This is a genomic window from Ruegeria atlantica (assembly GCF_947495585.1).
GTDB lineage: Bacteria > Pseudomonadota > Alphaproteobacteria > Rhodobacterales > Rhodobacteraceae > Ruegeria > Ruegeria atlantica_G.
Genome location: NZ_CANLZK010000015.1, coordinates 35,822 through 49,236, shown reverse-complemented (window position 1 = coordinate 49,236; position 13,415 = coordinate 35,822). Strand labels below are relative to the sequence as shown.

Sequence of the window (13,415 nt, the reverse complement as noted above, 5' to 3'; positions counted from 1 at the left end):
CTTTGATCTGTTGCCTCTGGACGTTTCCAAATTAACTTACTAATACAGTAAGAAATACAACTCAGAGCCCTGATTGCTATGATCGTATGCCACTGCACAAACATCTCGGATCACGATATCCGCGCAGCTATCGACTGGATGCGCACCTCTGATCCTTACACGGTCATTACCCCCGGTAAAATCTACCATGCCCTTGGAAAATCAGCAGATTGTGGCGGGTGCATGCCGCTTTTCCTAGACTCGATGCGCTCCAGCGATAAGTTGGAGGTCCCGATGCAGCTTCGCGCACTTCGCAGCGAGGTAACGCAGGAGAATGCAGATGAAGGGCGACCCCAAGGTCATAGAATATCTCAACAAATCTCTGCGGCATGAACTGACGGCGGTCAGCCAATATTGGCTGCATTACCGCCTGCAAGAGGATTGGGACCTCGGCCACATGGCCAAGAAAAGCCGTGAAGAATCCATCGAAGAAATGGGGCACGCGGACAAGCTGATCGAGCGAATCATTTTCCTGGGCGGTCACCCGAATTTGCAACAACTTGACCCGTTGCGCATCGGCCGGACCCCAAAAGAGACGTTGGAATGTGATCTGGCCGCAGAGGTCGACGCCCGGGCCTTGTACAAGGAAGCACGCGAATACTGTCAGAGCGCTGGGGACTACGTCACTATGTCTCTGTTTGAAGGATTGCTGGCGGATGAGGAAGGGCATATCGATTTCCTCGAAACACAGCTGGACCTGTACGAAAGGATTGGCGAAGCCAATTATGCGCACCTTAACGTATCGAAAATGGACGAAGGCGCGTAAGCTTTCGCTGGTGACGGTGGCCGCCCTTGCGGCCACCCAATCCCTGTCGGCAGAGCTGCGGGATCTTCACCTCAACTACCTTCCCAGAACCGAAGACGAACAAGCGAGGATTGCGCGGGTAACCGCCGCACCTGACGATTTCAGCGCGCCGCAGCGCTTTGAAGAGTTGCCCGGTGGTGCCGCAACTGTCCGCGTGCGCACCGACGCAGATGCGTTTTCGCAGCCCTCGGGCAACCTGAGTTTCGAGCAGGAGCTGGACTTCAAAGTCGGCAACGGGCTGTTCAAGAAAATCTGGGTGTCATCTCCGTCATCCACACTGGCCTCGGATGGGTTGGGGCCACTCTACAACGCACGATCCTGTCAGCGCTGCCACGTCAAAGACGGGCGCGGGCATACGCCCAACGGGCCAGATGACAACGCGATTTCGATGTTCTTGCGCGTATCCATCCCTAGCACGCCCGAAGACGGGTACGCAGAGATCGAAGACTACATCGCCACCCTGCCCGAGCCGAATTACGGCGGGCAGATGCAAGATCTGGCCCTGCCCGGCCACCCGGCGGAATACAGGCTGGATATCACTTACGAGGACGTTCCCGTCACGTTGGCTGATGGGGAAACCATTACCTTGCGCCGCCCGACCTACGAGGCTGCGGATCTGGGTTATGGCCCGCTGCACCCCGACGCCATGATAAGCCCACGCGTAGCCCCACAGATGATCGGTCTCGGTCTGCTCGAAGCGATCCCAGTTGAAGACCTGCTGGCGAATGCGGACCCCGAAGACGAGAACGGCGATGGAATCTCCGGCCGCCCCAACATCGTATGGGCGATTGAGTACGGCGCGCCGATGATGGGCAGGTTTGGCCACAAAGCAGGCATGCCCACGATCATGGAGCAATCCGCCGCGGCCTTTACCGGGGATATCGGCATCTCCAGCCCGCTCTATCCAGCGGCGCATGGCGATTGCACTTATGCGCAAGTCGATTGCGTGAATGCGCCGCATGGTGATGGCGACGACCGGACCTTCGAAATTGATCAGGTCGGCATGGATCTGGTCGCCTTCTACAGCCAAAATCTGGGTGTTCCGGCCCGGCGGGATATGGACGACCCTGAAGTGTTGCGCGGCAAGCAGGTGTTCCACGACACCGGGTGTGCATCGTGCCACACGCCCTCGTTCGTGACGCATCGCATGGAAGACCGTCCCGAGCATAGTTTTCAGCTGATTTGGCCTTACACGGACCTGCTGCTGCATGACATGGGCGATGGGCTGGCTGACAGCAGACCCGAGGCGCGCGCCACGGGTCGTGAATGGCGTACGCCACCGCTTTGGGGGATCGGCATGACCCAGCAGGTGTCAGGACATACGCAGTTTCTGCATGACGGGCGCGCGCAGTCGCTTCTGGAAGCGATCCTGTGGCACGGCGGTGAGGCGCAGGCAGCGCGTGACGCTGTCGTCGGGATGCCAAAACCCGACCGCGATGCCCTTATCCGTTTTCTAGAAAGCCTTTGACCCATGCGCGCCTTCGTACTTGCCCTTTCCCTGACATTGCCGCTTGGCGCCTATGCGCAAGAGCGCAGCCCGATCCTGTCCGACGCCATCGAGGCGCACATCCTGCCCGGCTATGCCAGACTGACGGAGACCACCGATGCATTGGCCGAGGCCGCGCAGACAGATTGCAACCCAACCTCGGTCGCGCTTCGCACTGCTTACCACGCGGCGTTTGACGACTGGATTTCAGTCAGTCATCTGCGCTTTGGCCCATCTGAGGCAGAAGACCGCGCGTTTGCATTGGCGTTTTGGCCCGACACCAAGGGCTTTACGCCCAAAGCCCTGTCCGGCCTGATCGCTGCCGAAGACACAGCCATCCAGTCACCCGACACGTTCGCGGAAACCTCCGTGGCCGGTCGCGGTTTTTTCGCGCTGGAACTGATGCTCTACGATCCACGGTTCACCGATCTGGGCAGCGCCGAGTATCGCTGCGCGCTGATGCAGGCCATAACCGCAGATATCAACCGCAATGCCGGGGCAATTGATGCAGACTGGGCGGGCTACGCGCTCGCATTGGCAAACCCGGGCGAAAACAGCCCATACCGGTCGGAAGACGAAGCCATGCAAGAGCTTTACAAGGCCCTGACGACCGGTCTGGAATTCACCGCCGAAACTCGCCTTGGTCGCCCATTGGGAAGTTTCGACCGCCCCCGCCCCAAACGCGCCGAGGCGCGGCGCTCCGAACGTTCGTTGCGCCATGTGCAGCTGTCTCTGACCGCCTTGCGTGACCTTGCCGCGCGCCTGTCGGCAGATCATCCGGACATCGCGGCAGATCTGGGCGGCGCATTCGCTGCAGCCATCGACCGTGCGCAGTCACTGGACGATCCGGCATTTGTCGCTGTGGCAACCCCGCAGGGACGGTTCCGCCTTGAGGCATTACAGCAATCCATCAACGATATCCGCGCCATTGCCTCCACCGAGCTTGGCCCGACGTTGGGCATCAATGCCGGTTTCAACTCGCTGGACGGGGACTGAACCATGACCAACCGTCGACGCTTCCTAGCCGGTCTGGCCGCTGCCAGCCTTGCCCCCATGCGTGGATGGTCTGCTGTCGGTGCGCCGGATTACCTGGCCGCGGCGCTGTTCCCGGATGGGACTTATCGGCTGGCCGGGATGGACGCGGGTGGCGACATCCTGTTTGCCCTTCCGTTGCCCGCACGCGGGCACGCAGCAGCAGCGCATCCCCACCATGCGCTGGCGGTGGCATTTGCGCGCCGCCCGGGAACATTTGCAATCATCATCGACTGCGCGACGGGCACCCAGACCGCTGTGTTGGAGGCCCCCAAAGACCGCCACTTCTATGGTCACGGCGTGTTCTCAACCGATGGTACACGGCTGTTCACCACCGAAAACAACTATGAGACCGGTGAGGGCGTAATCGGCGTCTGGGACACCGACAGCTGCGCCCGGCTAGGCGAGTTCGCCTCGGGCGGTGTCGGACCACATGACATGCGTCTGATGCCAGATGATCGGACATTGGTTGTGGCAAATGGCGGGATCGAAACCCACCCAGAAACAGGAAGAACCAAGCTCAACCTGCCCGTAATGCAACCGCGCCTGACTTATCTGGATCAAAATGGCAAGGTTCGTGAGCAGGTAGAACTGCCACAAAAGCTTCACAAAAACTCGATCCGCCATTTGGCCGTGCGACCTGACGGTTTGGTCGGGTTCGCGATGCAATGGCAAGGCGATTCATCGCAACACCCTCCTCTTTTGGGTTTGCATCGCCGTGGCGAAAAACCCCTGCTACTCAGCGCGCCCGACGCTGACCAAAGTACGTTGCAGGGATATGCGGGCAGCATCGCCTTTTCCGGTGCAGGCGAAACAGTCGCCATCACCTGTCCCCGCGGCAATGCCATGCACCGTTTTCGGGTCGCGGACGGACTGCTTGATGGAGTATTCCTGCACGAGGATGTTTGCGGCCTTGGCACCGCATCAAACGGGTTTGTGTTCACAACCGGGACTGGAGTCATCGGGCAATTGTCCACAAGCAAGGCCCAAATATCCAACCGGGCTGATTGCCAATGGGACAACCATTTGATCCCAATTCGCACAGCTGCATGAATTCGGAAAATTCCGCCCCATAGATTACACTTGGAAGAATCATATAGCTGCCGTATTGGCGGGCGCGAAACTGGCACCCTGACTTACAAGGACTGACTTGATTGAAACACACGCCCGACGCACCGCATTCCATCTACGGAGTTGAGAAATGGGGCAAAGGTCTCATTGAGGTGACGGAGCAGGGCGAAATCGGTCTGCGCAATCCCATGGCCCCCGAGGCCGAAGCGATCAGCTTACCGGGTATTCTCAGTGATCTGGATGAGCGTGGCATCAAAGCGCCGATGATCCTGCGCGTCAGTTCTTATCTGGAACATGAGATTGTCCACATCAACGAGAGCTTTCGCGATGCGATTGCACGCACCGGCTACAAGGGCAGCTATCGCGGTGTTTTCCCGATCAAGGTGAACCAGCAAGCGCAGGTAGTCGACCGGATTGTCGAGTTCGGCAAGAAATACAACTATGGGCTTGAGGCTGGATCAAAGCCTGAACTGGTAGTGGCCTTGGCGCATCGTCTGGCCAGCGAGGCGCTGATTGTCTGCAACGGCGTCAAGGATGCCGAATTCATTCAGCTGGCCATCCTCAGCCGCAAGATCGGGTTCAACACGGTCATTGTTTTGGAAAGCCCGAAAGAGGCTGACACAGTCATCCAGGTCTATAACGAGCTGGGCATCGAACCCCTGATCGGCGTGCGGGTCAAACTGACCAACCAGATCAGCGGCAAGTGGGAAGAAAGTTCAGGCGATCGCTCGGCCTTTGGCATGAACACCGACCAGCTTGTGGCCACAGTGGACAAGCTGAAAGCGGCAGGCCTGCTACATTGCCTGAAGCTGCAGCATTCGCATCTGGGTTCTCAGGTGCAGGATGTGAACGACGTTCGCCGCGCCGTGGGCGAGGCGTGCCGCTATTACACCGAACTGACCCGCGAGGGTGTGCCGCTAACCCATCTGGATCTGGGCGGCGGCATGGGCGTGGACTATACCGGTGAAAAGAAAGCGGCTGAGAATTCAATAAACTACACGGTCGAGGAATACTGCTCCAACGTGGTCGAAACTGTGGCCTACGCCATGGACGAGGCTGAAATCGCCCACCCCACGCTGGTCACCGAAAGTGGCAGGGCTGTGGTGGCAACCTCTTCGATGTTGGTATTCAACGTGCTGGAAACTACGCTCTACGACGCGCCTAATGGGCCTGAGGTTGAACCGGACGATCATCATATGGTCGCTGACCTCGCCGCCGTTCACAGCTATCTCAGCAAAGACCGCCTGCAGGAATGCTGGAACGACGCCGGCTTCTATCGCAACGAACTGCGCGCGCTGTTCCGCCGCGGTTATGTCGACCTGCGCCAAATGGCGCGCGCCGAACGCATCTATCTGTCATTGATGGCCCGGCTCAAGGCGCTGGCCGCCAGTGATGATCTGGAAACAGATGTGGATGATCAGCTTGAGAAAGTGGCCGATATCTATCACTGCAACTTCTCGCTGTTCCAATCCCTGCCCGATGTCTGGGCCATTGATCAATTACATCCCATCGTGCCGCTGCAGGGTCTGAACGAAACACCCGACCGTCGCGCAGTGCTGTCTGACATCACCTGCGACAGCGATGGCAAGATTGACCGGTTCATTCTGGCCGATGGCGTTTCCCCCAGCCTGCCCGTGCATTCCTTGTCCGAAGATCAGGAATATCTGATGGGTGTTTTCTTCGTCGGTGCCTATCAGGAAACGCTGGGCGATCTACACAACCTGTTCGGAGACACCAACGTCGTCACCATCGATCTGCGCCCCGATGGCGGCTTCGACCTGCTGCACGAGCAAGAGGGCGACACGATCAGCCAGGTTCTGTCGTATGTCGAGTTCGACCCCAACGATTGTGTCGCCGCGTTCCGCAAAATGGTGGACGAGGCGATCTCGACCGGTACTCTGATGGCCAAGGACCGCAAAACCCTGATGAGCGCCTATCGCGACTCCATCAACGGCTACACCTATTACGAATAACTCCAGAGAGGAGATGACCCCCATGGGAACTTTGAGTGGCAAAACACTGGTTGTCGGCGCAGGCGGCGTATCGCACGCGGCTGTGCACAAGATGGCAATGAATTCGGACATCTTTACCGAAATCACTCTGGCCAGCCGCACGAAATCGAAATGCGACGCCATCGCCAAGGCAGTGAAAGATCGCGTGGGCGTTGACATCGCCACAGCGGAGCTGGACGCCTATAAGGTCGAAGATACCGTCAAGCTGATCAAGGAAACCGGGGCCGAACTGCTGGTGAACCTCGCCCTGCCCTATCAGGATCTGGTGCTGATGGATGCGTGTCTTGAGGCGGGCATTCATTATCTCGACACTGCGAACTATGAACCTGAAGACGTGGCCAAGTTCGAATACCACTGGCAATGGGCCTATCAAGATCGGTTCAAAGAGGCAGGCCTGACTGCCATCCTCGGTTCGGGCTTTGATCCGGGCGTGACCAGCGTGTTCGCCAAATGGCTGAAGAAACACAAGCTGGACACCATCCGCCAGATCGACGTGTTGGACGCCAATGGCGGCTCGAACGACCAGGAATTTGCCACCAACTTCAACCCGGAAATCAACCTGCGCGAAGTGTTGGCCGAAGTGCGCCACTGGGAAAACGGCGCATGGCATACCAGCCCGGCGATGACCACAAAAGTCGAATACGATTTCCCCGCCATCGGCCAGAAAAACATGTACCAGATGTACCACGAGGAATTGGAGTCGCTTACGACCCACTTCCCCGAGATTGAGCGCGCCCGCTTCTGGATGACCTTCGGCGCCGCCTACATCACCCACGCCAAAGTGCTGGAAAATGTCGGCATGACCCGCATCGACCCAGTGATGCATGACGGCAAGGAAATCATCCCGATCCAGTTCCTGAAAACATTGCTGCCCGACCCTGGCGATCTGGGCGCAGAAACCAAAGGCAAAGCTTGCATCGGCGACATCGCCACGGGTCAGGCCAAAGACGGCTCGGGTGAGAAGACCTATTACATCTATAACATCTGCGACCACGAGGAATGCTATGCCGAGGTCGGCAGCCAAGCGGTCAGCTATACCACCGGCGTCCCCGCCATGATCGGTGCGGCGCAGGTGCTGAAAGGCAACTGGTCCGAGCCGGGCGTGTGGAACATGGAACAGCTGGATCCGGACAACTTCATGGACATGCTGAACGAACATGGCTTGCCGTGGCAGGTCCACGAACTCGACGGTCCGGTCGAATTCTAACTTCATCTTTTCCAAAATACTCCGGGGGTCCGGGGGCAAAGCCCCCGGCCTCTCCACAATTCGGAGGCGCCGGACATGTCCGACATGATGACCACACAGGCCGGAGACGCCGGAGCCTTTCGCAGCTTTGACCTGAGCCGCGTGCCAAGCCCATGCTTCGTGGTTGATGAAAAAGCCGTCGAGCGGAACCTGACCATTCTCGCCGATATTGGAACCCGATCCGGCGCACATGTGCTGAGCGCGCTCAAGGCATTCTCGATGTTCTCGCTCGCCCCGCTTGTCCGCCAACATCTTGGCGGCACATGCGCGTCCGGCATTTTCGAAGCACGGCTGGGTCGCGAAGAATATGGTGGCGAGGTCGCGACCTTCTGCGCCGGGTACAAGAACGCGGACGTCGATGAAATTCTGTCGTTGTCCGATCACATCATATTCAATTCACCAGCGCAAAAAGACCGGTTTCTTGCCAAAGCTCGGAACGCTGGCGTTCAGGTCGGGCTGCGCATCAACCCGGAACATTCCGAAGGCGAGATTCCCAAATACGACCCATGCGCGCCCTGCTCTCGCCTTGGAACGCCAGTCAGCCAACTGTCAGCCGAAACCCTGACTGGCGTAGACGGGCTGCATATGCACACGCTCTGCGAACAGGGTTTCGAACCATTGCAGCGCACATGGTCTGCTGTGGAACCAAGACTCAAACCGTTCCTCGGTCAGCTCAAATGGCTGAATTTCGGCGGTGGCCATCACATAACCCGCGACGACTATGACCGCGATGGGCTGGTGGCCTTCATTAATACCATCCGCGCCGAACACAATATCGACGTTTACCTTGAACCCGGCGAGGCCGTCGCACTGGATGCAGGTATTCTGGTTGGAGAAATCCTGGACCTGCCAACCAATGGCATGAACCTTGCGATCACCGACATCTCGGCCACCTGCCACATGCCCGACGTGATCGAAGCCCCCTATCGTCCCGCCCTGATGGATGAGGCCGAAGCAGGCCATACTTACCGTCTGGGCGGCCCCTCCTGTCTGGCCGGTGACGTGATCGGGGATTACACGTGGGATCGGCCACTGGAAATCGGCCAACGCTTTGCCTTTCTGGATCAGGCGCACTATTCGATGGTCAAGACCAATACATTCAACGGCGTACCGTTGCCCACCATTGCCCTGTGGAATAGCGAAACGGACGAGCTGAAGATCATCAAGCAGTTCGGCTATGACGACTTTAAGGACAGACTCTCATGAGCATTTTCCTTGACAGTGAACTAACCGCATCTGAGCGCACCGAGGATGCCCGTTTTTGCGTGATCCCGGTGCCGCTAGAGCGCACGGTCTCTTACGGCTCGGGCACGGCCAAAGGGCCTGATGCCATCATCGAAGCCAGCAATGAGCTGGAACGCATCACCGGGCACGCCGAGCCATGCGTCGAGGGGATCTTCACCGAAGAACCGGTGGATTGCGACGCCGCCCTGTCCGAGATCATGGAGCGCCTTGCCCAGCGCACCGAAGCCGCTGTTCGCGCTGGTAGGGTTCCAGTGACTTTGGGCGGAGAGCATTCCCTCAGTTACGGCGCCGTCATGGGAGTGGCCCGCGCGTTAGGTCAACCCATCGGCATAGTTCAGATCGACGCCCATGCTGACCTGCGCAATGCCTATCAGGGGGAAAAACACTCCCATGCTTCGGTCATGCACCTGCTGGCCGAAGAAGGCGTTCGATTGGCTCAGTTCGGTGTCCGTGCCTTTTCGACTGAGGAGGCACAGAGCCGCCTGAAAAACCACATCTTCCACGTGGATGCCGAAGAACTGGTCACAGGCAATATCCACGCTGTCGACCTGCCAGAGGATTTCCCCGAGCTGGTCTATGTCAGTTTCGATGTCGACGGGCTGGACCCGGCGATCATGCCCGCCACCGGAACTCCGGTGCCCGGTGGCCTGGGATATTATCAGGCGTTACGGCTGGTAGAACACACCCTGAAAGGCCGCAAATGCATAGGCTTCGACGTGGTGGAACTGGCCCCGAACGGCAATGCCGCCTGGGACTTCACCGCCGCGCAGATCGTTTATCGTCTGATGGCCGCCTGTTAACCCTCGGACGTTTCATTCAGTTCCATATGGCCTTCGCCCTTGTTCAGGACGCGGCGCAGCATGGGTTCAAAGAACTCAAGCGGTTTGGTCGGGTAGTCCGGATCAAACGCCTTCTGATCGTATTCATGGCAGAAGTAACGGCAGTCCTCCCAATAGGGGCTGTCACGGTACTTGTCGCGGGCGTTACGATCACCGCCCAGGTGGTGATTGTAGTAATAGCCTTGGAACACGCAGTGGTGTTTTAATATCCAGTGGGTTCTCTTGCTGACATAAGGTTTCATCATCGCTGCCGACAACTCACCGTGGTTATACGGTGACAGAATATCTCCGGTGTCATGGATCAGTGCCGCGACCACCAGTTCTTCATCCGCACCATCCTCATAGGCACGCGTCGCGGCCTGAAGGCTGTGCTGGTAACGATTGACCGGGTAAGGCGTCCACGCCTCGTCCAGGGAACGGATCGCGTCCAGGATTCGGTCTGGAAGGGCGGCGTTGAACGCCTCTTCATACTCCATGACGGCGTCCCAATCGGCTTTGGTCGCCTCTTCAAAACTGGTCCAGGTGGGTTTGTGGCTTTTGTCCAGCATGATGTTTCCTCTGGCTGATCTGCTACGGCCAGCATATCCGAAGGCAATAGCTGAAAAAAATGAATTGATTTTATCACTTCGATCAAAAAATACTTTCGACATGCAAATCAAAGCTCTTGAGACATTTCTGTGCGTTGCAGACACCGGTGGCTTCCATGCCGCTGCGCGACACCTCAACATCACACAGACCGCGGTCAGCGCCCGTATCAAACTGATCGAAGAGGAAACCGGAAAGCCCTTGTTCACTCGAGGCGCAGGCGGCACCAACCTGACAGAATTCGGACGGCAGTTTAGGCCCTATGCCGAGCAGATGTTGTCATTGTGGTCTTTTGCCTCTCGTGACCTTCCGGGGCAGACACCGCACCGGATCGCCCTTCGCCTTGGTGCACAGCTCAGCGTTTGGGATCCATTGCTGGTCGATCTGGCCGTTCGCTATGAACAACGCCATGGCCAGCTATTACTGACCCTGAACTACGATCATGACCTCAACATGGTCGAGGCCGTGGCGACGCATGTATTGGATGCAGCACTGACCCACGAAAAACCATCTGATCGGCGCGTTCTATATCACGAACTGGCACCGGAACGTTTATTGTTGGTCGAAACCCCCGGCGCGGGCAAAGACCCGGTTTTCGTCAATCTCGAGTTAGGCGAAGTATATCAGGACCACGTGCGGTCAGCAGCGCGCAAAGCGGCAGGACAGACGCTTTTTTTGGGCAATTGCATGATGGGCCTGCGGTATGTTTTGCAGCGCGGCGGCACGGGGTATTTCCCCGAATATGTTATTCGGGATCAATTGAACGAAGGCACCTTGGTGCCGGTTGCCGAAGCGATGGACCTGATGTTGCCGCTTTATCTGGTGACCCGGCGGGACAGCGAGGCCTTCGACGACGTGGTGGCCTGCCTGACCGAGCTGCGCGCGGCGGATTAAGCTTGAGACAAGGCTCCATTCGCCCTCCGCGATCGAGTGCGCAGCAATGGCCGCCCGGCGATCAACAGGAACACGCATGAAATCAAGACGCCGACAATCGCCGGAAGATAAAGCAAAATCCACAGGTTTGGATCATCAATCACGACCGGCGACACAAAACCCCTGACACCCTCCAACAGGACCAAAATCGTGAAAGCTCCGAATATCTGTGGCCACAGCCCAAAGCGTGAAAAACTGCCCAGCATCAGCGTTGAAAAACCAGCCATCGCCACCGCGATACAAATAGCGATCCATGAAAAACGCTGATGCAGCTCTTCGATCAGTTCCCCTTCCGAGAACTGCTCGGTCGCCAGAATACTATCCCGGCCCTGCAAAAGCTCGAGCGTTGGGATCGCCTCAAGACTGCGCATGGCGTTGGTGTCTGAGTTTGTCAGTTCCGAGATGTCATACGAGGCATCCGCAAAAAGCGTCGAAGACAGCGTCCTGCCTTCTGGATTCAGGCGCAATGCGATCCCGTCCACCATCACCAGATGAATGCCGGAACCATTGTTGACCAGATAAGCCGTCTTGCTGGAATAGCTTACCGGGTCCTCTTCATTCCGACGATCTGAGACAAAGACCTCGGACAACGTGCCATCCAGATCAATTTTCCCGATATAAACCGTAACGCCTTGCGCGGGGTGCAGAAATTCACCTTCATTCAAAAGCTGGGCGGTGACATCCCCTGCGACCTCGGCTTGGCGCTGTTCCAACTGTTCAACGGACGCGGGGCGCAGGAAGACACTGATCGCGGCCATCATCAGGCCGGTCACGATGCCAAATACGAACACTGCGCGCGCCAATCTCCAGGGGCTGGTCCCGGTGGCCAGCATCACCGTCATCTCGCTTTCACGGCTCAGGCGATTGGTGGCATAAACGGCTGCGGCAAACACCGCCATCGGCATCACTGTGCGGATCAGGGTCGGCAGGGTCAGTGCGGTGAATTCCAGAAACACCATCGCGGGTTGGCCACCGCTGATCACCCGGTCAAACAGGCTGACGGAACGGGTAATCCAGAACACACCCACCAGAACCAGGGTGAAAAAGCCGAACAGAATCAGCAGCTGCCGCAGGAAGTAACCATCAAAACGCGACATGAACCCTCTTCCGCCTGTCTGTTGTGGGCAGGACCATATGCCATTCTACTGGCGTAGGAAACCGGATTGATCGAATTGCGCGACACCTGGCTAAACCAATGTTAATCCCATCTAAACCCCAGGTTCAGCACAGCCGCCAATCTGAGTGGAATGAACAACCGAGTACGCGATGGAGGAGAATATGATGGCCCACGCAGACTTCATCACCGAAATGGGCGTCTTTTGAAGCCTCGTAAAATCGCATGCGGCGTGAAGCCGGTTGGTTGCAGAAAATGGATCGGTCAGATTCAGCCACCTTTAGACCCCCCCGGGGTCTCACAATTCCCGTATGCAACACTGGCAGAGATTTTTACGCCATATATTTGCCATATTTCCTTTCAGTTGGTACGGTCGCAAAAAAGGCGAATGCCGGTGGCCAAGATAGAGCAGCAGTCAAAATATTCTAAGAGCGTCGCAGCGCTCACCGTGCCGGAGTCCTTAAAGGGCAAACGCGGAGGGCTGTTCTATTTGCTTCACGAGATGGAGAGATCTCGGCTTATGAAACTGCACGGGCCTAACTTCGAAGACTTTATCTCAAAGTCACCTGCGGGCTGGGACTCAAACAACGGTCGGTTGGTCAGTATGCTCTCCGTCGACGAATTCAAATTTTTCTAGCTATCAATGCCGTGCTGCGGCGTTGTTCGAAAAGTTGGGAATCGCGCCTCGCGTCCGGGTCTCTCCAGACTCAGATTACACTTCAAGCTATTGTAGGATAAACAGCTTGGGTTTCGTTCTTTGAATGAACCGACCTCAGATCAAAGAAGGAATGGCAGGGGCAGCAGGGTTCGAACCCGCGACCTACGGTTTTGGAGACCGTCGCTCTACCAACTGAGCTATACCCCTAAGGTGCGCATCAAATATGCCAGCCGCGCAGCGGACTCAAGAGGCTTTTTCAAATTCCGCGCGACTAATGCACCCGACAAACAAGTTGCGTGCAGCGTTTAGTTCTATAAGACACGGTTTGGTCAGTACGAGGGACCCAATCC

General features: G+C 57.4%; 12 protein-coding genes and 1 tRNA gene. 10 read left to right on the top strand and 3 right to left on the bottom strand.

The window, feature by feature from the left end:
- The first annotated feature begins 78 nt into the window (after positions 1 to 78).
- From QMP16_RS19925 to speB, 9 genes are all read left to right on the top strand, one after another.
- Positions 79 to 372 (top strand): (2Fe-2S)-binding protein, encoded by a 294-nt coding sequence (locus QMP16_RS19925; RefSeq protein ID WP_282153814.1) that lies wholly within the window; start codon positions 79 to 81, stop codon positions 370 to 372.
- Complete coding sequence (gene bfr / locus QMP16_RS19920) at positions 320 to 805, top strand: bacterioferritin (protein WP_282153813.1); 486 nt, start codon at positions 320 to 322, stop codon at positions 803 to 805. Before QMP16_RS19925 ends, bfr begins: the two co-directional genes overlap by 53 nt.
- Positions 765 to 2,312: a di-heme oxidoredictase family protein gene (locus tag QMP16_RS19915; RefSeq protein WP_432653423.1), complete on the top strand. Its 1,548-nt coding sequence runs from the start codon at positions 765 to 767 to the stop codon at positions 2,310 to 2,312. Before bfr ends, QMP16_RS19915 begins: the two co-directional genes overlap by 41 nt.
- Positions 2,313 to 2,315: 3 nt before the next feature.
- The gene (locus tag QMP16_RS19910; RefSeq protein WP_282153812.1) at positions 2,316 to 3,326 is read left to right on the top strand and encodes an imelysin family protein; all 1,011 of its coding nucleotides are present in this window, start codon (positions 2,316 to 2,318) and stop codon (positions 3,324 to 3,326) included.
- 3 nt (positions 3,327 to 3,329) lie between these two features.
- The gene (locus QMP16_RS19905; RefSeq protein ID WP_282153811.1) at positions 3,330 to 4,415 is read left to right on the top strand and encodes a DUF1513 domain-containing protein; all 1,086 of its coding nucleotides are present in this window, start codon (positions 3,330 to 3,332) and stop codon (positions 4,413 to 4,415) included.
- A 101-nt stretch (positions 4,416 to 4,516) separates the two neighbouring features.
- On the top strand, positions 4,517 to 6,406 hold the full coding sequence (gene speA / locus QMP16_RS19900) for a biosynthetic arginine decarboxylase (protein ID WP_282153810.1): 1,890 nt from the start codon (positions 4,517 to 4,519) through the stop codon (positions 6,404 to 6,406).
- 22 nt (positions 6,407 to 6,428) lie between these two features.
- A complete protein-coding gene (locus QMP16_RS19895; RefSeq protein WP_282153809.1) occupies positions 6,429 to 7,652 on the top strand; it encodes a saccharopine dehydrogenase family protein in 1,224 nt (407 codons plus the stop codon).
- Positions 7,653 to 7,727: 75 nt separating this feature from the next.
- A complete protein-coding gene (gene nspC, locus QMP16_RS19890; protein WP_282153808.1) occupies positions 7,728 to 8,897 on the top strand; it encodes a carboxynorspermidine decarboxylase in 1,170 nt (389 codons plus the stop codon).
- Complete coding sequence (speB, locus tag QMP16_RS19885; protein WP_282153807.1) at positions 8,894 to 9,736, top strand: agmatinase; 843 nt, start codon at positions 8,894 to 8,896, stop codon at positions 9,734 to 9,736. The genes nspC and speB overlap by 4 nt, the downstream gene beginning before the upstream one ends.
- On the opposite strand, the gene QMP16_RS19880 is transcribed toward speB, so the two are convergent.
- Positions 9,733 to 10,323, bottom strand: coding sequence for an HD domain-containing protein (locus QMP16_RS19880; RefSeq protein WP_282153806.1), 591 nt, complete (start codon positions 10,321 to 10,323; stop codon positions 9,733 to 9,735). The two genes, speB and QMP16_RS19880, sit on opposite strands and share 4 nt — an antisense overlap.
- 100 nt (positions 10,324 to 10,423) lie before the next feature.
- Here QMP16_RS19880 and QMP16_RS19875 point away from each other — a divergent pair, with 100 nt between their 5' ends.
- Positions 10,424 to 11,254: a LysR family transcriptional regulator gene (locus tag QMP16_RS19875; protein ID WP_282153805.1), complete on the top strand. Its 831-nt coding sequence runs from the start codon at positions 10,424 to 10,426 to the stop codon at positions 11,252 to 11,254.
- Here the strand turns inward: QMP16_RS19875 and lptF are convergent.
- Together lptF and QMP16_RS19865 are read right to left on the bottom strand one after the other, a co-directional pair.
- Positions 11,251 to 12,390: an LPS export ABC transporter permease LptF gene (gene lptF / locus QMP16_RS19870; RefSeq protein WP_282153804.1), complete on the bottom strand. Its 1,140-nt coding sequence runs from the start codon at positions 12,388 to 12,390 to the stop codon at positions 11,251 to 11,253. The genes QMP16_RS19875 and lptF overlap by 4 nt on opposite strands.
- 806 nt (positions 12,391 to 13,196) lie before the next feature.
- Positions 13,197 to 13,272, bottom strand: a tRNA-Trp gene (locus tag QMP16_RS19865).
- Positions 13,273 to 13,415 lie beyond the last annotated feature (143 nt).